Here is a 20,345-nt window from a genome sequence, read left to right on the forward strand (position 1 = left end):
GTCCCGCCTTTCCTCGATCTCGATGGTGATGCTCGCTGTCGCAGCTTTGTCGGTCGCAGCACCAGGGAGTAGCGGCGCCGATCCGGCGTGGAAATACACAATGGTGGCGTTCAGCAACGACAGCGATCCCAATATGGACGTGTACCAGTCCGCGGATGCCACGAATTTCGACGCCGTCCAGTTGTCGGCGTACCAGCCTCCGTCCGGCCTTGTGCGTGACCCGAGCATTTTTCGGCACACCGACGGTTCGTACTACATCACCTACACAACCGGTGGCGGGGCAGAGATCGGCTTCGCGCGCAGCAGCGACCTCGTGAACTGGACGCCGATGGGGTCCTGGCCGGTTCCGTTCTGCTGCTTCTTGATGCCCGGTACGGGGGATGGGAAGGGTCCTGTGAACCCGCTGTTCTCGGGTTCGGCCGGGTTCCAGGACGGACCGTCGCTCTCGCCGTTCACAACCAAAGCGTGGGCGCCCGAGTGGTTCGTGGACGGCAACAGCGTCAACGTCATTCTGTCGATGTCGACAGGTGGTGGATTCGTCCCGTACCTGATGACGGCGCTCGACCCGGGTCTCACCAGGTGGAGCATGCCGGTTCCGCTCGCAGGGATCGGCGCCGACCGAATCGACACCACCGTGGTCAAGGTCGGCGCGACGTATCACGCATTCACCAAGAACGAGACCAAGAAGGTTATCGAGCATGCAGTTGCGCCGACGCTGCTCGGACCGTACTCGTTCGTTCCGCCCGGCGATTGGGGCACGCTGCGCGAAGGCCCGGCCGTCGTCGAGTTGCCGGACGGTACCTGGCGGATCTATTACGACGCCTACACCGAAGGCAAGTACTTCTACTCCGACAGCACGGATGGGCTCAACACCTGGTCCGCCCCGCAAGAGCTTCCAGGCGTGTCCGGGATTGTGCGCCACGCTGGTGTCATGCGAGAGCCGGCGTAGCTTCCGAGCCAGCCCGCGGAAGATAGCCGCGGTTCGAACTCGCTGTGTCCTGCGTTCGACGTCGCTTCCCGACGGTCATTGGTCCCGGTCCGATGAGGACGAACTTCTCTACCCGCGAGAGCCGGGGAGAAGTGAAATGGGTGCAGCAAATTCATGCTGAGTGGCCGAATGGTGGAGATCTGATGACTGCAGAGCAGACCACGACGCCCGTCTCGTGGGTACGAATCATCGACACGGTCGGTTTGGACGACGCCGCCTCGGTGGGAGGAAAGGCAGCCAACCTCGGAGAACTTCGACGGGCGCGGTTTGCTGTGCCCGCCGGCTTCGTGTTGACGACGGACGCGTACGAGCGTGCGATGACGGACGCCGGAATAGTGGAGACACTTGCGGGTGCAGGACTCGACGCATCCCGAGCGATCGAGCGTGCACCGGGCTGGCGCAGCGCCGTCGAGAATTCCGACATTCCTGCTGCGCTCCGCGCCGACATTCTCCGTGCGTACCGGGAGCTCGGTGACAACGCCCGGGTTGCAGTGCGGTCGTCGGCACCCGCCGAGGACTCGAGCTCGAACTCCTATGCAGGCATACACGACAGCTTCACCAACATCGAGGGCGAAGACGAGCTAATCGATGCGATTCGACGCTGTTGGGGGTCGTTGTGGTCGGCTCGCGCAATCTCGTACAGATCCACGATAGGTGATGTGGGGACACCGTCGATCGCTGTGGTGGTCCAGAAGATGGTGGACGCCGATGCTTCCGGGGTCGCGTTCACGCAGGATCCACGCACCGGATCCGCCGATCACGTGGTGATCGAAGCTGCGGTCGGATTCGGAGATGTCGTGGTAGGTGGTTTGGTCGAACCCGATCTCTACATCGTGGACAAGGGTTGCTTCGATGCGGTCGACGTGCGTCTCGGATCGCAACAGCTTGCTACAACCGTCGACAACGGCACCGAAACGACGAGTGAGGTTGCCGTCGCCTTGCGAGGGCATCGCGTGCTCACCGACGAACAGGCTCGACGAGTGGCGATGATGGCAGTGGCCGTCGAAGACCACTACGGAAGTCCTCAAGACATCGAGTTCGCGTTCGATGCCGACAAGCTCTGGCTTGTTCAGGCGCGTCCCCTGACTACCCACACCCCGCCCCAGACGAGCGACTCCCGTTCCGACAAGCAGACTCCGACGGAGCAGGCGCCGCCAACCGTTCAAGTTACCGGACTCGGAGCTGGTCCCGGAACCGTGTCCGGCCGGGTCAGAATCCTGAGGGAGGTGTCCGAGGGATCGCGGCTCCTCGAAGGGGAAGTCCTTGTCGCGTCGATGACCCGCCCGGACTGGCTTCCGGTACTGCGTCGGGCGTCGGCCATCGTCACCGACCGGGGCGGCATCACATGCCACGCCGCCATCGTGGGGCGAGAACTGGGTAAGCCGGTTATTGTCGGAACAGGCAACGCGACATCGGTTCTCACCGAGGGATCGATGGTTACCGTCGACGGAACCAACGGAACTGTCGTCCTCGGTGGCGAGGCCGCCCCTACGAGCCGTACTGCGTCCGGTTCGGCCGACACTCGCCTACCACGCACACCCGTGGAGGACGTGACTGCCACCGCGATCTACGTAAATCTCTCCACGCCCGATTCGGCAGAAGCTGCTGCTGCACAGAATGTCGATGGCGTCGGACTTCTCCGTGCCGAGTTCATGGCAGTCGAAGCGCTCGGTGGGGTACACCCCTCCGCAATGATCGAGGCAGGACTACGCGACTCGTATGTGTCGAAGATGGCCGCCGGCGTCTCACGCATTGCACGTGCGTTCGCACCCCGGCCCGTGATCTACCGCGCGATCGACCTTCGAAGCAACGAATTCGCCGCGTTGGAGGGCGGAGATATCGAACCGCGCGAGGACAATCCGATGATCGGGTACCGCGGATGCTTCCGGTACCTCGGAGAACCCGAGTTGTTCGCATTGGATCTCGACGTGCTGGCGACGGTTCGCAAGACTTATGACAACGTGCACTTGATGATTCCGTTCGTTCGGACCGAGTGGGAGCTGCGCACACTGCTCGAGCGTGTACATGCCCACGCCCTCGGAAGCGACCGGACGTTGAAGCGTTGGATCATGGCCGAAGTTCCATCCGTTGCGTTCTACCTGCCGGCCTACGCCCGACTGGGAATCGATGGGATCTCGATAGGAACGAACGATCTGACTCAGTTGGTACTGGGAGTCGATCGAGACTCGGAGTTGTGCAAGCCGCTGTTCGATGCCACGGACCCTGCAGTGCTCGACGCAATCGACACGATCATCGCCCGCGCAACCGCTGCTGGGATGACCACTTCGATGTGCGGACAACAGGTGTCGACAGACGAGACACTGGCGATGCACGTGGTTGATCGCGGAATCACTTCTGTCTCGGTTCCTCCGGATGCGGTAGCCGCCACGCGGCGAACAATCGCGCGCGCAGAGAAGCGACTGCTGCTCGAGAACGCGAGTGACTTCCACGTCCAGCGGCGTGGGAAGAGCAGCCGTCGTGACCACCGTTGACCGTCGACGCGATCTCGGCTGCTTCGTGGTCGATTGCGCCGAGCACGACGAGCCGTCCGGGGAAGCCGAGATGGAGCGACTGTTTCGGAATGCTGTCGTTGCACGGGTCATCGGTGTCGATCACTCCGGTCCCACTGTCGACTACGTGCGCTATGTCCTCGACGACGACAACCGTATGTACTTCTACGCACAGGGTAGGTCTCTGCTTGCACGGACCTCCGTGGACACCTCGATCGTCATCGAGATCGATGACGTAGGTGCACGTTCGGGCAGAGGCGCGAGCATAGTTGTCCACGGTGTAGCTCGTCCGGTGAACAGCGAAGTGCCGAAGCCGGTTCTTCGGCTGCTACCGGAACCGCAGTTCCGCGGCAGTCCTTCGTGCAGGCTCGTCGAGGTCACGCCGACCTCGCTCCGGTGGCGGAGGGTCCAGTGACAGAACGGTCACCCGTCGAAATCTTGGTGCTGTATTCCACCGGCCGAGGGTCGACGGCCGGGGTCGCGGCGCGTATCGCCGCACGTCTGCGGTCCAAGGGTGTGATCGTTGCGGTCCACACCGCGACCGAGCTCGAAACCGTGCGGGACGGCGTCGTGGATCGCTGCAGCGCTCTCGTGGTGGGCAGCGCGATTCATGGTGGACAATGGCTGCCGGACATGGAAGATGCTCTGCTCGAGCTTGTTCCACGGTTGCACGACGGAACCCAGGTGTGGACATTCTCGGTGTCCTCGATCGGTGCGTCGTCGACCGTGCTGTCGAATCGACTGGCCGCAGTGATCCGCCCCCGAAATCCTGACCCGCGCGCCGTTCACGATCTGCGTGGGTCTGTCGATGTGCGAGACCACCGATGGTTTGCGGGCAAGGTCTCACCTGGCGACTGGGCAGGAATCGGGAGAGTCGTATTTCGGTTGATGGGTGGCCGGTACGGTGACGCGCGAGATTGGTCGGATATCGACTCGTGGGCGGATCGTATTGCGGCGGCTTTTACAGCTGACAAATCGGTGAGGTGAAATCGATGTTCCCGCACTCGCCGCCTGGACCGGACACTGTCGTGTGGCGGGACCCCAGTCCACTGCAGCCATGGTGGGAGGGGATCGTGTTCGGCGTCGCGCAGGAACCACCCCCGCGCGGGCAGGCAAATCTTGACCGCACGAGCGGACGCGTTTCCTCCGACATCGAAAAATCGTGAGGGTTCAGGGCCGCGAGATTGCGGCTGTGTTGTTCGATCTGGATGGAGTGGTCACCGATACCGCCGCGATCCACGAAAGTGCGTGGAAGGACACATTCGACGCCCTGCTCGGTGAGGCTGGGCAGGGAGATCGCCCTTTCACATCTGACGACTACAAGGCCTACATCGACGGTCGCGACCGATTCGATGCGATCCGCACTTTCGTTCGCGCGCGTTCGCTCAGCCTCCCTGACGAAGAGGGGGATGAGAAGGTGCGCGGGAGCGTTCGTGAATGGGCTGAACGAAAGAACAGCACCTACCTCGATACTCTTGCCGCGGAGGGCGTTCGAATCATCGAAGGCACTCTCGACGTAGTGAAACGGCTTCGGATAGCGGGGATACCGACGGCCGTTGTCTCGGGAAGCCGAAATGCAGGAAAGGTCATGGCGTTGGCGGGCGTCGGTGGACTGTTCGACGTTCGCGTCGACGGCCTCGACGCGGACCACCAAGGGCTCGCAGGAAAGCCGCAGCCCGATCTGTATTTCGAGGCAGCCCGACGGCTCGGATTCCCCCCGGGACTCTGTGCTGTCGTAGAGGATTCCGTCGCAGGTATTCAGGGTGCACGGGCAGGGGGGTTCGGGCTGGTCGTCGGACTCGGTGAATCGAATGCCGCATTGTCGACGGACGCAGACGTCGTCGTCGACGACCTTACCGATCTCGAAATCGAGGTCACCACCAGTCCCGCGGCCGCCGACGACGATTGCGAGTTGTGCGCAGTCGACGCCGATTCGACTTGGATGCTTCACTACGTCGGATTCTCAGCTTGGAACGAAGGAATCAGAGAGAGTCTGTGCACACTGGGAAACGGGTATTTCGCCACCCGCGGTGCCCTGCCGGAGGCACTCTCGGGTGGGGTGTATTACCCGGGGACCTACGTCGCCGGATGCTACGACAGGCTGCGATCGACAATCGGCGACGTGGAATACGAAGACGAATCGATTGTCGCGTGGCCGAATTGGCTTCCGACGACGTTCTCCATCGACGGCGGCGAATGGTTGAAGCCCGACAACGAAGACTTGCGTCATCACCACCACATGTTGGATATGAAGGGGGGAGTACTCCATCGGGAAAGCCTGTATCAGGATGCTTCGGGCCGACGGACACGGCTACGGCAGCGGCGAATCGTGTCCATGGCCGAGCCGCACCTCGCAGCGATGGAGACAAGAATCGAGCCGGAGAACTACAGCGCAACCGTTACCGTACGTGCGGCGTTGGACGGCGACGTACGCAACGACAATGTCGCGGAATTCAGGGGTCTGAGCAACTCTCATCTGACTGGCCACGAGTCGGGCGCAACGGTCGACGGCGCGGCTTGGCTGCGTTGTCGTACCGTGAATTCGCGCGCAGAGTGTGTTCTGGCCTCGCGCTTGGAGTCGCTCACCCCGGTTCGCACGGAAGCGGACGGGCCCGCGAATGCACTTCATGAATCCACTGCACGCGTCACGCCGACGGCGGGCATGCGCGTCACCACAACTGTGGCACTCTACAGTTCGCGCGATCGCGCTATAGCAGATCCGCTCGGCGCGGCACTGGCCATGCTTGGCGAACGCCGGTCTTTTGCAGAGCTCGTCGACGAGCACCGGGGGCTGTGGCGTCGGTTGTGGCACCGATACAACATCGAGGTCGAGTGCAGTGTCGAGTCGACCGTTCGAGCGGTCAATCTGCAGCTCTTTCACGTGCTTCAAAGCCTGTCACCCCATACGATGGATCTCGACGTCGGAGTTCCTGCTCGAGGTCTCCACGGTGAGGCGTACCGAGGCCACGTCTTCTGGGACGAAGTGTTCGTTCTCCCACTGCTGAACTTGCGCGCGCCGGGGTTGTCGAGATCGCTGCTGCTGTATCGCTATCGGAGACTTCCTGCCGCGCGGCGCCGCGCCGAGGAAGTGGGTTGTCGTGGAGCGCTGTTTCCGTGGCAGAGCGGAAGCGACGGACGCGACGTGACGCCACGGGTGTTGCTCAATCCGCGTTCTGGGCGCTGGATGCCCGACCACTCGAATCGGCAGTTCCACGTCGGACTCGCGGTGGCATACAACGTGTGGCAATACTGGGAGGTGACCGCGGACTTCGCTTTCCTGTCCTCGTACGGCATCGAGATGCTGGTCGAGATCGCCCGATTCTGGGCGAGTTGGGCAACGTGGGATGCGGAAGACCGGCGATACGACCTTCTGGGTGTCATGGGTCCCGACGAGTTCCACGATGGATACCCGGGGCGTCCGGGCGAGGGGATCGACAACTGCACGTACGTGAACGTGATGGTTTCCTGGTGTATCAATCGGACGTTGGACGCGTGCAGGATTCTCGGACGCGACGGGCGCGAATTCGGAGTGTTCGGCCGGTTGGATGTGGATGCCTCCGAGCTCGACAGGTGGCACGACCTGGCGTGCCAGTTGCGCGTGGAGTTTCTCGACAATGGACTCCTCACTCAGTTTCACGGCTACGCCGAACTGCGTGAACTCGATCTCGAGGACTATCGCGCGAGGTACGGCAACATCGGTCGGCTCGATCTGATCCTCGAAGCCGAGGGAGACTCCTGTGTGAACTACAAGGTTTCGAAACAAGCCGACGTCCTGATGCTGCTCTACCTGTTCAGTGCGGAAGAACTGGTCGATATCTTGGCGGGAATGGGATACGACTTCGATCCGAAAACCATTCCGGCTACCGTCGACTACTACCTCTCCAGGACGAGCCATGGGTCGACCCTGAGCAAAGTTGCACACGCATGGGTCCTTGCGCGAGGACGTCGCCGAGACTCCTGGGAGATGCTGCGTCAGGCATGTTCGGCCGACCTCGAAGATACCCAGCACGGAAGTACTCGTGAGGGTATCCACCTCGGGGCCATGGCGGGAAGCGTGGATATCCTGCAACGCTGCTACACAGGTATCGACGTCCGAGGTGACACTTTGTGGTTGCATCCACAGCTACCGGTCGAAATCCGATCGCTCGAACTCGACCTCTGCTATCGCGACCACTGGATCAACATTCGATGTGACCGCACCTCGACGACCGTCACGACGCGCCCGAGCGGTGCCCGGGCAGTCCGGATCAACATCGATGGCAAGCTCTTCACGATGAACGGTGGTGAATCGGTTTTCGCTGCTGTCGATTCGCACCCCGCCGGTCACGTTTCCACCGTGCGGCCACACTAGGCCGCTGTCGACAGCAGCTTGTACAGACGGTCGGCTTCGACTCTGACGCACGGCTGGGATCCGGGTGTGAGTGTTGCGGCTGCTCCGGCCGCTGACCCGAACCGCACCGCCTCCACAAGACCCCACCCTTGATCGAGCGCAACAGTGATGCCCGCGACCATGTTGTCGCCCGCGCCGACACCGTTGCCGGGTGAAACCGGAGTACTCGGTACCGGGACGATCTCGTCAGTGGTGACGAGCAGGGCACCGGCACTCCCCAGGGAAATCACCACAACTTCGCTGACGTTCGCGCTGATAAGGTCTCGTGCCGCAGCAGCTTGCGAGGGCACGTCGGGGAGCGCCGCGCCGACACAATCCCGCAATTCGCGGATGCTCGGCTTGATGAGGTAGGCGCCCTTCACCCATGACAAAGCAGAACCGGAAGTGTCGACTATCAGCCTGCACTGATGGCTTCTCGCGAGTGTGTCCATCGAGGAGAAGAATTCTTCGGAACAGCCGGGAGGAAGGCTTCCACTGACCACCAGATAGCCATTGTCGGCCACATTCTGCTCGAGGACCGACAGACACCGGCTTTCGTCGCGGGCAGTCAGTGCCGGTCCAGGCAGGACGAATCGGTACTGAAGGCGGGTCGATTCGTCGGTGACGACGAGACTCTCTCGTGTCGGGTTCTCGATGTCGACTGCGCGTACCGGTATCTCATCGCGTTCGATCAGACGGAGAAGACGCGCACCCGCGTCGTCACCCGTCGTCACGACCGCGGTTGCGGCCCCGCCCAGCGCGAGAATTGCGCGCGCGACATTTACACCCCCTCCGCCGGCGTCGCGCCTGGGGGCGCTGCACCGCATCTTCTCCGTGTGCATCAAGTGGGGCACCGTTGTGTAGATGTCGAGCGCTGGATTCATTGTGAGAGTGGTAATTACAGACACAGGTCCTCCGCGATTGCTGACCGAGGGTCGTCGGGTGTGGTCGAAGCGGTGTTACTCGGCTCCCGTTGTCGCGTACTCCGAGTCGAGACCCTCCAGGACGGCGGACAGTGGCCGTCGAGGCGTCGGAGGAACGGGCTCGGCACCGACAGGCGCCCATCCTGTACGCACGATCAGTTGAGGGAAGCACTGAGTGGTCGACACTCGTTGTCGAACAAGGTCCCGCGTATCGTCGAGTTCGAGCGGCTCGGTGAACGTGCAGGTTGCCAGTCCCATCACCGTGGCTTCGAGAAGCACGTTTCCGGCAGCTTCCCCGGCCCTGATCTGGCTTGCTCGATCGTCACCGGGTGTACCGAAGACCAGGAGGGTGCCAGCATCATCGCTCGGGTCGGCATGACGGGTTTGTCCGAGCCCTGACGCGGGGAAGGTTCTGTTGGGCATCGGCACGTGTGCTGGCGAGGGGGACTCTGCAGCTGGCACATTGGCGGAGGGAACGCCGTCCACTGCACAATCGTCCCCACTCCAAGCTGCCAACTCCGCCTGGTATTGACGGTCGTGCGAGTGGGCTTCGGCGGCTGTCACAGCAGCTCGCCGAAAGAACGCAGACATGGGCGCACGCTCGACGACGACGCCCTCGCTTGCAGCCGCTCTCGTCAGCGCCGCAAGGTGCGCCGCAGGCACCGGCCAAGAGCTGTACCAACGGCGATCGGAGCGTCGCAGGGGAATTGCGGCTGCAAGGGCAACCGCATGCTCGAGTGGTGATTGTGGGCGGACGCGAATCGAGGCAACGTGGTACGGATCGTCGGATGAGGGGAGTCTGTGGACGTCCGAACTCCATCCGAGGGACGCCAGTGCGATCCTCGTGTGCTGCAACGCTATGCCGCAACTGATGTACATCTCGCGGCCGCTTGGATCGGTGCTGTGCAATTGGCGACTCGGGTCTGCGTGCAGGTGAAGTACTCCCGCGTCGATCCGCCAGAGCCATGGTTGTGAGTTGTGTACTGACGGTGCGTGCAGGGCCAGCTCTATTGCCGACTTGATGGTCGCCGAATCCGGAAGTGTGTTGTTCATCGAAGTCTCCGATCTGTCGGCTCACGACGCTGCCACCGTTGTGTGTCGTTATCGAGAGCATTGAGACTCGATCCGTGTGACTTCCGACCTCTAGCAGCCGGCACGACAGATGCGGGGGGAATGCCATCGCCGGCGCGTCGTCGTCGTATCGATCGATAGATCTCGTCGCAACCCCATACGACGAAGGGGAAAGGTAGCAACCACAGCACGAGATGGAGTGGCGGTCGTACGGTCCCGAAGATGTCCTGCATGAACGGCACGGTCACCACAAGAGCTGCGAATACTACTTCGAACATGATGCCGTACAACAGGAGTCGGTTGGTCCCGAGTCCGATCTGCCGTAGTGACGCGTGTTCGGTACGTGCAGCTGTCGCAGTCCCGATCTGACATGCCACGATCCCCAGAAAGGTCATCGTGGTCGCCGTTTGCCATGCTTCGTGCATCGGCCCGCTCGACACGGAGTCGCCGAACCGCCAGCCGTTGGTGAGCAGTGTGCCGAGAAACAACGCCATGACCAGGACCGCCGATACCCCGCCGAGGATGCCCCATGCGCGAAGCAGCATGTCCCGGCTCACCACATTCTCGCTGCGTTGGCGCGGAGGTCTGTCCATCAATCCGGGTTCTGCAGGTTCGCGTCCGAGGGCAAGGGCGGGCAGTGTTTCGGTTCCGAGATCGATTGCGAGAATCTGCATGACTGTCAGGGGGAGTGGGATGTTGCCTCCCGACAATGCGTACAGCAAGAACGGCACAACCTCGGGTGTAGCGTGCGCGAAGATGTACACGATGAACTTGCGGACGTTGTCGTACACCCTGCGCCCGGCTTCGACGGCCGTCACTACGGTCGCGAAATTGTCGTCGGTGAGAACCATGGTTGCTGCCTCGCGGGCAACGTCCGTTCCCGATTTGCCCATCGCGATGCCGATGTCGGCACGACGCAGTGCCGGTGCGTCGTTCACTCCGTCACCGGTCATGGCCACGACGTTCCCGAGGCTACGAAATGCATCGGTGATTCTCAGTTTGACTTCTGGTGAGCTGCGAGCGAACACGATTTCTTCGGGTGAGGAGAGCAGTTCGTCGAGGGCGGTCTCCGACATGGACTCCAGTTCTGCGCCGGTGACCGTTCGCAGGCCGGTGGTCGCTCCTATCCCGACAGCCTCGGCAATTCCGCGTGCGGTCAGTGCGTGATCGCCGGTGACCACGACGATGCGTATTCCAGCCGAATGGCAGCGTTTGACGGCCTCGGCCGCCTCGGGCCGCGGCGGATCCACGAGGGCGTAGATCGCTACGAGTGTCAATCCCTGCTCAGCGTCTTCCCGACTGAGGTGCGCCACTTGTTGCTCGTCGACGACGCGCTCGGCGACAGCGATCAGCCGAAGCCCCCGAGCGGCCCAGTCGGTGATCAACGTGGCTATGTCGGCACGGTCGTCGGAAGTCAGGGGTCGGTCGTCGGAGTCGGCGATTCTCGTGCAGAGATCGACGATCTCCTCCGGTGCGCCTTTGACGTCGATTCGGGCCTGGCCACCGAAGATCCGAGTCACGGTCGACATTCGGCGGAGGTCGGAGGAGAAGCTGAACTCGCGCATCCGAGATCGCGTATCGGTGTCCTGGACGACACCCGATTCGGCTGCGACACGGAGTAGGGCGAGCTCGGTGGGATCCCCCTCCTCGACGATGGCGCCGGTGTCGTCGACCTTCATGGTGGCCGAACAGCAATGTGCTGCCACCAGTGCGGCCCGCGCAGTTCCGACGCCCGTGAACGGCGGCGAGATGACCCCTTGCGGTGTCCACACCGCGGTCGCGGTCATCCGATTCTGGGTGAGTGTTCCTGTCTTGTCAGTACAGATGACGGAGGTGGACCCCAAGGTCTCGACCGCCGATATCTTCTTCACCAATGCACCGCGTCGGGCGAGCGCCCGGACGCCGACCGCAAGCGCGAGAGTGATGGTAGGCAGCAAACCCTCGGGCACGTTGGCCACGAGGAGGCCGATCGCAAAGGTCGCCGAGTCCTGCACCGACAAACCCGCGACCAAGGTGCCGAGCGGCAAGAACGCCAGGCCCAAGCAGGCCGCTACGGCAGCGATGAGCCAGGCAACGCGTTTGACCTGTCGTTCGAGCGGGCTCTCTTCGGGAGCGACCCGTTGGGACAACGCTGCAATGCGTCCGAGTTCGGTGTGCATGCCGGTCGCGAAGACGACCGCGCGGGCATGCCCACCCACGATCGTCGTTCCGCTGAAAACGACGTCCGACGCTTCGATGATCGGTCCCGACGCTGCACCGGTTCGGGTCTCGATATGAACTGCATCGGATTCACCGGTCAGACTCGACAGATCGGTTTCCAGCGCACCGTCGAGGAGTCGAGCGTCGGCGGACACCTTGTCGCCCTCGGCGAGCACCATGACATCGCCCGGGACCAACTGTGATGCCTCGACCGTACGCTCAGGCCCTTGTCGGACTACCCGTGCAGTGGTGGGGATGAACGCTGACAGCGCCTCCACCGCCTGTTCCGCGTGACGCTCCTGAACGAAGGCGAACGCTGCGTTGATGAGAATAACGACCACGATTGCAACCGCGAGCGGTCGGGACGTACTGAGCCAGGCCAGTATGGCTGCAATCCACAGCAGCAGTGCGAGAGGGTGTGTGAGCTGCCGCATCAACTGCCGAGTCCAATGACTACCCGGTCGGCGGACTATTCGGTTAGGGCCGTGAACGAGTGCCCGGCGCGCAACCTCGCGGTCGGACAAGCCTGCTGGACTGGTCTTGAGGTCTTCCAGCAACCGTGCGATGGATTCTTGGGGGTCGATGAGCTTTGTGGGCTCGGTCGGCGCCGAGCGGTTCGATTTCTCCGGGTGTAGCACCACGCCGTCCTCCGAGTCCCGCCATGTCCTCGCATTCGATCGACCTCCTGCCGAACGATTCGATGGTTGCAGCGGGCCGATCGATTGCACAGGGACAAAGGTCTCCACCATGTGGGCCGGCTGGCCCCTGTGCATCCCAACGGGCCGGTGCTCGCTCGGGTGACCTTGGTCCTCGCCTTGTGGACCGAGTGCTCTGCTTCGACACACGCTCGCAGTCATAGCCTCGTGACAATCACCGACTACGAACGAAGCCGCGGTCGGGGCCGTCGCGTGAACTTTCGTTGTCGACCGGCCTCACAGTGACAAGGAGAAGCAATGCACGCCATGATCTTTCACGGGCCTGGCCAGAAGTCTTGGGACGAGGTCGCCGACCCCACAATCGAGTGCCCGACCGATGCAGTCGTTCGAGTCGACGCGGTCACGATCTGCGGCACTGATCTGCACATCTTGAAAGGTGACGTCCCGGAGACGACGCCAGGCCGAGTCCTCGGCCACGAGGCCGTTGGCACTGTAGTCGAGGTAGGAAGCGGGGTGGCCAGAGTCGAGGTCGGGGATCGTGTGCTCGTGTCCTGTATCTCGTCGTGTGGTTCCTGCAGGTTCTGCCGCGAGCAACGGTACGGCCAGTGCACGGGTGGGGGAGGGTGGATCCTCGGGCACACCATCGACGGAACTCAAGCCGAACTCGTTCGAGTTCCATTCGCAGACAACTCTACTCATCCTGTCCCCTCCGGATTGAGCGACGAGCAGATGCTCATGCTGGCGGATATCTTTCCGACCAGCTATGAGGTCGGTGTCCTCAACGGGCAGGTCAAACCTGGGGATGTGGTGGTGATCATCGGTGCGGGTCCGATCGGTCTGGCCGCAGTCATGACCTCGAAACTGTTCTCTCCCAGCCGTATCGTGGTGGTGGACAGGGATTCGGGGAGGCTACAGGCTGCCTTGAAAGTAGGCGCCGACACGGTCATCGACAACACGACGGAGGATGTAGTCGAGGTGGTCCGCGCTCTCACTGAGGGGTTGGGAGCGGATGTGGCCATGGAAGCCGTCGGACTACCTGCCACTTTCGAACTGGCAGTCGATGTAGTGCGTCCGGGGGGACATGTGGCCAACATCGGTGTGCACGGCGCCTCTGCCGCCCTACATCTGGAAACAATTTGGATTCGAGATCTCACCATCACCACAGGACTTGTCGATACGTTTTCGACACCGACGTTGGCCACACTGGCGGCCGGCGGCACGCTCGATCCGTCTGGTCTGATCACCCATCGATTCAGGATGAACGAATTCACCGAGGCGTACGACGTTTTCAGTGGTGCCGCTGACTCAGGATCCCTGAAGGTGGTCATCAGTAGGTGAGCCGAAACTCGGTTGCCTTTCTGCTTGACGTTCGAGACCGACCGCTGACGAGAGGCGTCCACATGTCCCACTTCACCGCTCCGTTCGCCACCGACGGGCGTTTCGCCGTCATTCTCGACGGTGGGCGAACCGATGCAGGCATAGTCGAGTGGGCGGCGAGGCTCGCCCGTCGTGCCCACTCGAGCCTGCGACTGATCTATTTGCTGCCGGCCCCCGAGTGGAGTGCAGCGATGGCGGCATCGATGGAAACGAGCGACTATCCCTCCCGGCTACGGCACGAGGCAGAGCAGCGGTTACAGGACGCGGTCCAGTCCGCGCGCGACATCGAACCCGGCATCGAAGTGGACAGCAGGATCGTCGAACTGTCCGCGTCGGAAATGGCGGCATCTGTTTCGGCCGACTCGACGATGCTCGTCCTCGGCGCACCGGAATCGGGACCTGTTCGAGACATCGTCTTCGGTCGTCCCACGACGACAGTGGTGAACTCGGCTACCTGTCCGACGCTGGTGTGGCGGGCTCGGCGAGACAGCGAGCTGAACGAACAGAGACCCGTCGTGGTGGGTGTGGACGGCTCGGACCCGTCGAAACGCGCGCTGGGGGCGGCATTCGACCTCGCGAACATTCTGGGTGTCGAATTGCTTGCAGTGCATGTCGGCGCCGTCAGCGAAGCCGACGAGTTGCACTATGCGACGTCGGTGGAGTGGAAGCCCTTGCGCGAAGCGGAGCACAAGTGGTTGCAGTCCATGGTCGAGACGTACCGTGACCGCTATCCGTCCGTCTCCGTCCGAGTGTTGGCCGTCGGCGCTTCCGCGGCTCGTGAACTGCGCGCACTGTCGGGGACGGCCCAGGTATTGGTGGTCGGCAGTCGTGGCCGTGGCCGGTTGTCCGGGGCAGTGTTGGGTTCGGTGAGCCAGAATCTCGTCCACCACGCCGAATGCCCTGTGCTCGTTGTGCATTGACATCTCCGCGCAGAGTGACTCGCGCACTAGCTATTTCGAGGTGGGCGGAGACTCGGTGCTCCGATCTTGGCGAGAAGGATGCTTGCCGGGCACCAACCGACCGCAGCGTAGAGGGCGAGGTTGGTTGCCGCGAATGCGCTGAGCAGTCGCCAGCGCGGTGAGGCCACTTCGCCGAGGACGAGCCCTGCGGCTGTGACGACGCTGGCAAGGGCGGGCACTGTGCGTTCGATCGGCCAGCCCTCGAAGGCGCTCGGAACGGTATCAGGCAGGGACATGATGAGCTCCTCTATCGGGGCGGGCATAATTGCGGCGTCAGGGAACCACAAGAAGCGGTCCACCGGCAGAGTGGATCAGTTGTTGCACCGTGGACCTACATAGGGTTCCCTTGAGCAGACCGCAACCGTGACTTCCGATCACAACGAGTTGGGCCGTCGAGGATGCCCGCCGGAGCTCATGTTCGGGTGTCGAACCGAGGCAATGCAGGTGCACATCGACTGATGGGTGGTGTTGGGCGGCCGTCGCCGTGCGTGCGCGCAGCCAATCGAGACGATCATCTTCGGGTGCGGCCCCACTGTGTACTGCGCTGCCGTGGACGGGCGCCTCCGTGTGCATTGCTGTCAACGGGGTTGCGAGAATATCGGCAAGGTAAAAGGCGAGCGTGATTGCGCGAGAGGAAGACTCGGAATCGTCGATGCCCAGCACGACAGCTCCAGCATCGCTGCGAGCTTCCGACTGCCCACGCCAGACCACGACCGGACAACTCGACTTGGCGACGATTCGAGTTGCGTGGTGTCCGAACAGCGTATCTCTCACCGGCCCGGACGGGCGACTACCGATGACGGCAAGGTCAGCGGTGCGGGTCAGCGTGGTCAGGTATGAAGCGATCGGATCGTCAGTCAGCACCGTGTCGACGGTCAGAGCTGGGTCTTTCTTGTGAACGGAGCGCGCTGCAGACCGCAACAACCGTTTTCCGATCACGCGAGATCGAGGATTTTCGGACCGGATGTCTTCCAATCGGTGCTGTGGAAGAGCATGAACGATTCGAATCTTTGCTCCGGCCCGATGTGCGATGTCCGTGGCCCACTCGAGCGCTCCCCACGAGTGGGGGCTCTGATCGAGTCCGACACTGATCGTCGTGATGCGTCCACCGACGTCAGGAGCTTCATCGGGTGCGGGTGCGGGTGCGGTGTCTGCCGTGGACGTTGTCATGGAAACTACCTCGCGTCGATTCGGGAGATCGAGGGTCTGATCTTGCAGCTGTCTCGAGTCAACGCCGGGCGTAGGTCGTCGAGATAGAGCCGAAGGTCCCGATTACTGGACGTGGCCCGAAGGTCCCAGGCACCGAGGTCGAAATGCTCTGTGACGGAACGAGGACCTGCTGTAGACCTAGCGAGGAATGCCGTGGTTTCGACGTTCCGGTTCGCCTATGAAAGGACGAGAACAATGGAACAACACCAGTGGTCGGTCGAGGTGACCATCGATGAGCACGACAACAAAACGCGGGCCGTGGCGCGACTTCGAACGCGCGACGACACCCATTTGACCGGTGTGGGACACGCTCGAAAGAGTCCCGCGGACCCGAATGTGCCCGAGATCGGCGACGAACTCGCCACCGCACGAGCGTTGTCGGACCTGGCGCATCAATTGCTCGAGTGCAGCGCACAGGACTTGGAAAAGGTTGTCCACGAACCAGTCACGATGAACTTGTGAATGGGACAGCTGTGCACATCAGGGGAGGGGCGCAGACCACGTCAGAACAGTGCCGCCCGCCTCGGTAGCGGGTTCGATAATCATGTGTCCGCCGCATTCCCGAGCTCTCGATCGCAAATTGTCGAGTCCGCTGGCCGATACATCGGCGGGCATTCCGACACCGTCGTCGGTGATGACAACGGTGAGATCGTCCGCGACGCTGATCGCGATGGTGACGGTAGTGGCGTGAGCGTGGCGCACACAGTTGCTGATTCCCTCGCGAAGCACCGCCAGTGCGTGTGAGGCAAGTGGCGGATCCACCACCGACAAAGGCCCCGAGACCCGCAATGTCGTTCGCAATCCGGAGTTCCCGGTCATCTCGTCGACGATGTCATCGACACGCCGTCGTAGACCGACGGTTGTGGTATCACGAGAGTGCAGGTCGAATATTGCACTGCGAATATCCTGGACCGTGTCCTGGAGGTCATCGATCGTGGTTGCGAGCCGCGTCTTGACTTCCGGGGCTGTTGCACGCTGCACCGTGCTCTGGAGAGACAGCCCGGCAGCGAATATCCGTTGGATCACTCGGTCGTGCAGATCTCGGGCGATCCTGTCACGCTCGGCCAGCACATCCAGTTCGCGAAGTCTGCGTGCGGAATTCGCCATTTGTACGGTCACGGCGGCCTGATCGGCGAACGATGACACAAGTTCGAGTTGAGTGTCGTCGAAGGGCTTGCCGTCGATCCGGCGCAGGACAACCAGAACCCCTGCGACTCGATCCGAAGCGCGAAGCGGAGAGATGAGTGCGGGGCCGTATTCGACACCTGATCCTTCGGTAGCGTCGAATTCGAGATGCTCGGCTCGGATCGGTGTCCGGCTCCGGAACGAGGTGCCCGAAGTCGATCCGAACACCGGCAGAACGTTCCCCATCACGCTGTGCGGCCCGTCGGCCGGTTCCCCGGCTACAACGTTCACTACCAGTTCGGTGACGTCTTCTGCGGGTGCGTCTGCTTCACCCGGGATGGCAATGAACGCGAGATCGGCGGCAGTAAGTCGCAAGGCCTGCTCGGCGACCTTTCGAAGAACCTGATCGGTGGCGGTGCCACTCAACAGATCGGTCGCGATATCGCGGGTAGCCTCCAGCCAGGATTGTTGTGTGCGCGCTTGGCTGTACAACCGGGCGTTCTCGATAGCGACACCTGCAGCGGATGCGAGCGCTTGCATCACCGCCTCGTCGTCCTCGGTGAACGACTTTCCGTTGTTCTTTTCGGTCAGATACAGATTTCCGAATACTTCGTCGCGAACTCGAATCGGAACACCGAGGAACGTATTCATCGGTGGGTGTCCAGGTGGAAAACCGATCGACGACGGATGATCGGAGAGCCGGTCGAGACGGAGGGCTTGCGGCTGGTCGATCAGCAATCCCAGTACACCGCCGCCGGTAGGCAACGGTCCAATTATTTCGGCCGTCTCGCTTTCGATGCCGTGAAATATGAAAGCGCTCAGCTCACGGTTGTGGCCGCGTACACCCAAAGCTCCGTAGCGAGCGTCGACGAGCTCGACGGCCGAGACAACGATCGACCGCAGAGTTTCCTCGAGGTCCAACCCCTCGGAGATGGCAAGCATCGAGTGAAGCAGACTGTCGAGCTGCTCACGCGCATCTACGATCTTTCCCAGCCGCTCCTGGACCTCTCCCAATAGTTCCCGGAGGCGTAGCTGAGACAGTGTTCCGCTCAGTTCGCCGGTGAATGTCTTCCCGGTGTCGCCATGGTTTCCGACCACAGCAACAGTATGGCCGAGTCGCCGCTCCGATGCGACGTATCTACGTCATCCCTCCAGTTTGGATGCGTACACAGCAGCTTGCGTCCGCCTTTCCATACCGAGCTTGGCCAGCAGTCGCGACACATAGTTCTTTACCGTCTTCTCGGCGAGAAACATCCGCTCGGCGATCTGCCGATTGGTCAACCCTTCCCCGAGCAGCGCAAGCAGTTTGCGCTCTTGGTCGGTGAGCGAAGCCAGTGGGCCCGTGACGGACGTGTCCTCGGAGGCCCGCAGCTTCCGCATCAGCGCCGCGGCTGCACGATTGTCGAGCAAGGACCGTCCGAGTCCGACGTCCTTGATCGCCTTGGTCAGGTCCATGCCCTTGATGTCCTTGACGATGTAACCCATCGCGCCGGCAAGAATGGCGTCGAGCATGGCTTGGTCCTCGGTGAACGAAGTCAGCATCAGGCACCGCAGCTCAGGCATGCTCGACATCAATTCGCGACACAGTTCTACGCCATTGCCGTCGGGTAGCTGCACGTCCAAGACCGCAACGTCAGGGCGCAAGGCAGGTATGCGAGCGAGGGCATTGCTGACCGTGCCCGCTTCTCCGACTATGGACAGTTCGGGGTCGGACTCGATGAGATCGATAAGACCCCGACGGACGATCTCGTGGTCGTCGACCAGAAAGACAGTGATCACCGCGACTCCTTCCATGCGCTCGTCTTGCCAGCATACGGTTTTCCGTTGCTGGGACACTGTTGCCGAAGTGCTCGTGTTTCGGATGACGTACGGCCCTTTCGCCTATGTGAGATCGGCGACAACACTGGCCTCTGCCATTGCTCTCGCAGTGGGCCATTGCTCTCGCAGTGGGGATGTATAGGAGTGATGATGAGCGTTCAGCCGGAGTCGGCGGTAGTGGAGATGCTGGTGGAACTTGCGTGCCGTGCGCCGTCGGTTCACAATAGTCAGCCTTGGAAGTGGGTGTACTCCGACGGCTATCTCAATCTGCATACGGACCGGTCGCGTCTGCTGGAGTCGATCGATCCGCTGGGCCGCCAGATGGTGATCAGTTGCGGGGCCGCCCTGGATCATCTGACTACCGCGGCGGCGACATTTCGATGGTCCACCGAGGTGGGCGAACTGCCATTTCCCGGTTCTCCTGATCATCTCGCGCGTGTTCACTTCGTCCATGGTGCGCATCCACAGTCGCACGAGTTCGACCTGTTGACCGCGATCAGCCGCAGGCGGTCCGATCGCCGGCCATTCGGCCCTGTTCCGGATGGCAGCGTCCTCACGTCGACAATGCAACGGGCTGCGGACAATCATGGCGCGACGCTTACTGTCCTATCACCCGATGCAAGGGAAACTTTGGCCACCGCATCCAGGTTGAGTGCGGGCATCCGAAAGTACGACGCAACCTACCAAGCCGAGATCCGCTGGTGGGCCGGGCATGTGGTGGCATCGCGTGGGATACCGCCGAGTGCGCTCGCGGATCGGTCCGAGTCGGCGAACGTTGATATCGGGCGCCAATTTCCAGAACCACGCCGAGTCGGTCTTCACGACCGGTCGGTCGATTGGATCGACCGTTCCAGTGTCGTTCTGCTCAGTACCGAGGGCGATCACCGTATCGACTGGTTGAAGGCTGGCCGAGCGCTCTCTCCGCTTCTGCTCGAATCCGCAGCAAGAGGACTTGCGACGTGTCCGCTGACTCATTTGACGGAACAGTCCGGCAGCCGGGCGCTGGTCGAATCGCTTGCACCCGAGGGTGGTGTGCCGCAGGTCTTGGTGAGGATCGGTACCCCGCCGACCGGCGGGGCGCCGAAACAGACTCCGCGACGACCGATCTCGAGTGTCCTCTCCATTAACAAGAGGTGATCGC

Annotated in this window: 16 protein-coding genes; 9 read left to right on the plus strand and 7 right to left on the minus strand. The window is 62.1% G+C overall.

All coding sequences use genetic code 11. The features are described 5' to 3' along the window. Nucleotides 1-22 precede the first annotated feature (22 nt). The 5 genes from ACODSO_RS14265 to ACODSO_RS14285 all read left to right on the plus strand — a co-directional run bounded on the left by ACODSO_RS14265 (nt 23) and on the right by ACODSO_RS14285 (nt 7,849). A complete protein-coding gene (locus ACODSO_RS14265) occupies nt 23-949 on the plus strand; it encodes a glycoside hydrolase family 43 protein (protein ID WP_068370658.1) in 927 nt (308 codons plus the stop codon). A gap of 182 nt (nt 950-1,131) precedes the next feature. Continuing rightward, nucleotides 1,132-3,480 (plus strand): phosphoenolpyruvate synthase, encoded by a 2,349-nt coding sequence (gene ppsA / locus ACODSO_RS14270; protein ID WP_068370655.1) that lies wholly within the window; start codon nt 1,132-1,134, stop codon nt 3,478-3,480. Further along, nucleotides 3,467-3,913: a PNPOx family protein gene (locus ACODSO_RS14275; RefSeq protein WP_156520222.1), complete on the plus strand. Its 447-nt coding sequence runs from the start codon at nt 3,467-3,469 to the stop codon at nt 3,911-3,913. The genes ppsA and ACODSO_RS14275 overlap by 14 nt, the downstream gene beginning before the upstream one ends. After that, nucleotides 3,910-4,485: a flavodoxin domain-containing protein gene (locus tag ACODSO_RS14280; protein WP_231912388.1), complete on the plus strand. Its 576-nt coding sequence runs from the start codon at nt 3,910-3,912 to the stop codon at nt 4,483-4,485. Before ACODSO_RS14275 ends, ACODSO_RS14280 begins: the two co-directional genes overlap by 4 nt. A gap of 175 nt (nt 4,486-4,660) precedes the next feature. Beyond that, a complete protein-coding gene (locus ACODSO_RS14285) occupies nt 4,661-7,849 on the plus strand; it encodes an HAD-IA family hydrolase (protein WP_489037438.1) in 3,189 nt (1,062 codons plus the stop codon). Here ACODSO_RS14285 and ACODSO_RS14290 read toward each other — a convergent pair. The 3 genes from ACODSO_RS14290 to ACODSO_RS14300 are packed head-to-tail and all read right to left on the minus strand — an operon-like array spanning nt 7,846 to nt 12,701. After that, a complete protein-coding gene (locus tag ACODSO_RS14290; protein WP_269455175.1) occupies nt 7,846-8,775 on the minus strand; it encodes a 1-phosphofructokinase family hexose kinase in 930 nt (309 codons plus the stop codon). The two genes, ACODSO_RS14285 and ACODSO_RS14290, sit on opposite strands and share 4 nt — an antisense overlap. A 51-nt stretch (nt 8,776-8,826) precedes the next feature. After that, nucleotides 8,827-9,843, minus strand: coding sequence for an Acg family FMN-binding oxidoreductase (locus ACODSO_RS14295; RefSeq protein ID WP_068370632.1), 1,017 nt, complete (start codon nt 9,841-9,843; stop codon nt 8,827-8,829). Further along, nucleotides 9,840-12,701, minus strand: a complete 2,862-nt coding sequence (locus tag ACODSO_RS14300; protein WP_489037439.1) for a cation-translocating P-type ATPase — start codon at nt 12,699-12,701, stop codon at nt 9,840-9,842. The genes ACODSO_RS14295 and ACODSO_RS14300 overlap by 4 nt, the downstream gene beginning before the upstream one ends. Nucleotides 12,702-13,013: 312 nt before the next feature. Here ACODSO_RS14300 and ACODSO_RS14305 point away from each other — a divergent pair, with 312 nt between their 5' ends. Both ACODSO_RS14305 and ACODSO_RS14310 read left to right on the plus strand, forming a co-directional pair. Beyond that, complete coding sequence (locus ACODSO_RS14305) at nt 13,014-14,054, plus strand: zinc-dependent alcohol dehydrogenase family protein (RefSeq protein ID WP_068370899.1); 1,041 nt, start codon at nt 13,014-13,016, stop codon at nt 14,052-14,054. Between the two features lie 62 nt (nt 14,055-14,116). Beyond that, on the plus strand, nt 14,117-15,013 hold the full coding sequence (locus ACODSO_RS14310) for a universal stress protein (RefSeq protein WP_068370896.1): 897 nt from the start codon (nt 14,117-14,119) through the stop codon (nt 15,011-15,013). A 26-nt stretch (nt 15,014-15,039) separates the two neighbouring features. Here the strand turns inward: ACODSO_RS14310 and ACODSO_RS14315 are convergent, their stop codons facing one another. Beyond that, on the minus strand, nt 15,040-15,288 hold the full coding sequence (locus ACODSO_RS14315) for a YgaP family membrane protein (protein ID WP_068370893.1): 249 nt from the start codon (nt 15,286-15,288) through the stop codon (nt 15,040-15,042). A gap of 37 nt (nt 15,289-15,325) precedes the next feature. Then, nucleotides 15,326-16,222, minus strand: coding sequence for a universal stress protein (locus ACODSO_RS14320; RefSeq protein WP_068370890.1), 897 nt, complete (start codon nt 16,220-16,222; stop codon nt 15,326-15,328). Between the two features lie 234 nt (nt 16,223-16,456). On the opposite strand from ACODSO_RS14320, the gene ACODSO_RS14325 reads away from it, so the two are divergent. Beyond that, nucleotides 16,457-16,723: a DUF1876 domain-containing protein gene (locus tag ACODSO_RS14325; protein WP_068370886.1), complete on the plus strand. Its 267-nt coding sequence runs from the start codon at nt 16,457-16,459 to the stop codon at nt 16,721-16,723. An 18-nt stretch (nt 16,724-16,741) separates the two neighbouring features. On the opposite strand, the gene ACODSO_RS14330 is transcribed toward ACODSO_RS14325, so the two are convergent. Together ACODSO_RS14330 and ACODSO_RS14335 are read right to left on the minus strand one after the other, a co-directional pair. Next, on the minus strand, nt 16,742-18,484 hold the full coding sequence (locus ACODSO_RS14330) for a sensor histidine kinase (RefSeq protein ID WP_489037440.1): 1,743 nt from the start codon (nt 18,482-18,484) through the stop codon (nt 16,742-16,744). A 45-nt stretch (nt 18,485-18,529) separates the two neighbouring features. Further along, the gene (locus tag ACODSO_RS14335) at nt 18,530-19,165 is read right to left on the minus strand and encodes a response regulator (protein ID WP_068370881.1); all 636 of its coding nucleotides are present in this window, start codon (nt 19,163-19,165) and stop codon (nt 18,530-18,532) included. A gap of 189 nt (nt 19,166-19,354) precedes the next feature. Between ACODSO_RS14335 and ACODSO_RS14340 the strand changes: the two genes are divergently transcribed. Beyond that, on the plus strand, nt 19,355-20,341 hold the full coding sequence (locus tag ACODSO_RS14340; RefSeq protein ID WP_331712359.1) for an Acg family FMN-binding oxidoreductase: 987 nt from the start codon (nt 19,355-19,357) through the stop codon (nt 20,339-20,341). Nucleotides 20,342-20,345 lie beyond the last annotated feature (4 nt).

This window comes from Rhodococcus sp. FG69 (assembly GCF_057808915.1).

Bases quoted from the DNA above. Each gene is read 5' to 3' on its own strand.
- ACODSO_RS14265 (WP_068370658.1), top strand. From the start codon at position 23: ATGGTGATGCTCGCTGTCGCAGCTTTGTCGGTCGCAGCACCAGGGAGT.
- ppsA (WP_068370655.1), top strand. From the start codon at position 1,132: ATGACTGCAGAGCAGACCACGACGCCCGTCTCGTGGGTACGAATCATC.
- ACODSO_RS14295 (WP_068370632.1), bottom strand. From the start codon at position 9,843: ATGAACAACACACTTCCGGATTCGGCGACCATCAAGTCGGCAATAGAG.
- ACODSO_RS14305 (WP_068370899.1), top strand. From the start codon at position 13,014: ATGCACGCCATGATCTTTCACGGGCCTGGCCAGAAGTCTTGGGACGAG.
- ACODSO_RS14310 (WP_068370896.1), top strand. From the start codon at position 14,117: ATGTCCCACTTCACCGCTCCGTTCGCCACCGACGGGCGTTTCGCCGTC.
- ACODSO_RS14315 (WP_068370893.1), bottom strand. From the start codon at position 15,288: ATGTCCCTGCCTGATACCGTTCCGAGCGCCTTCGAGGGCTGGCCGATC.
- ACODSO_RS14320 (WP_068370890.1), bottom strand. From the start codon at position 16,222: ATGACAACGTCCACGGCAGACACCGCACCCGCACCCGCACCCGATGAA.
- ACODSO_RS14325 (WP_068370886.1), top strand. From the start codon at position 16,457: ATGGAACAACACCAGTGGTCGGTCGAGGTGACCATCGATGAGCACGAC.
- ACODSO_RS14340 (WP_331712359.1), top strand. From the start codon at position 19,355: ATGAGCGTTCAGCCGGAGTCGGCGGTAGTGGAGATGCTGGTGGAACTT.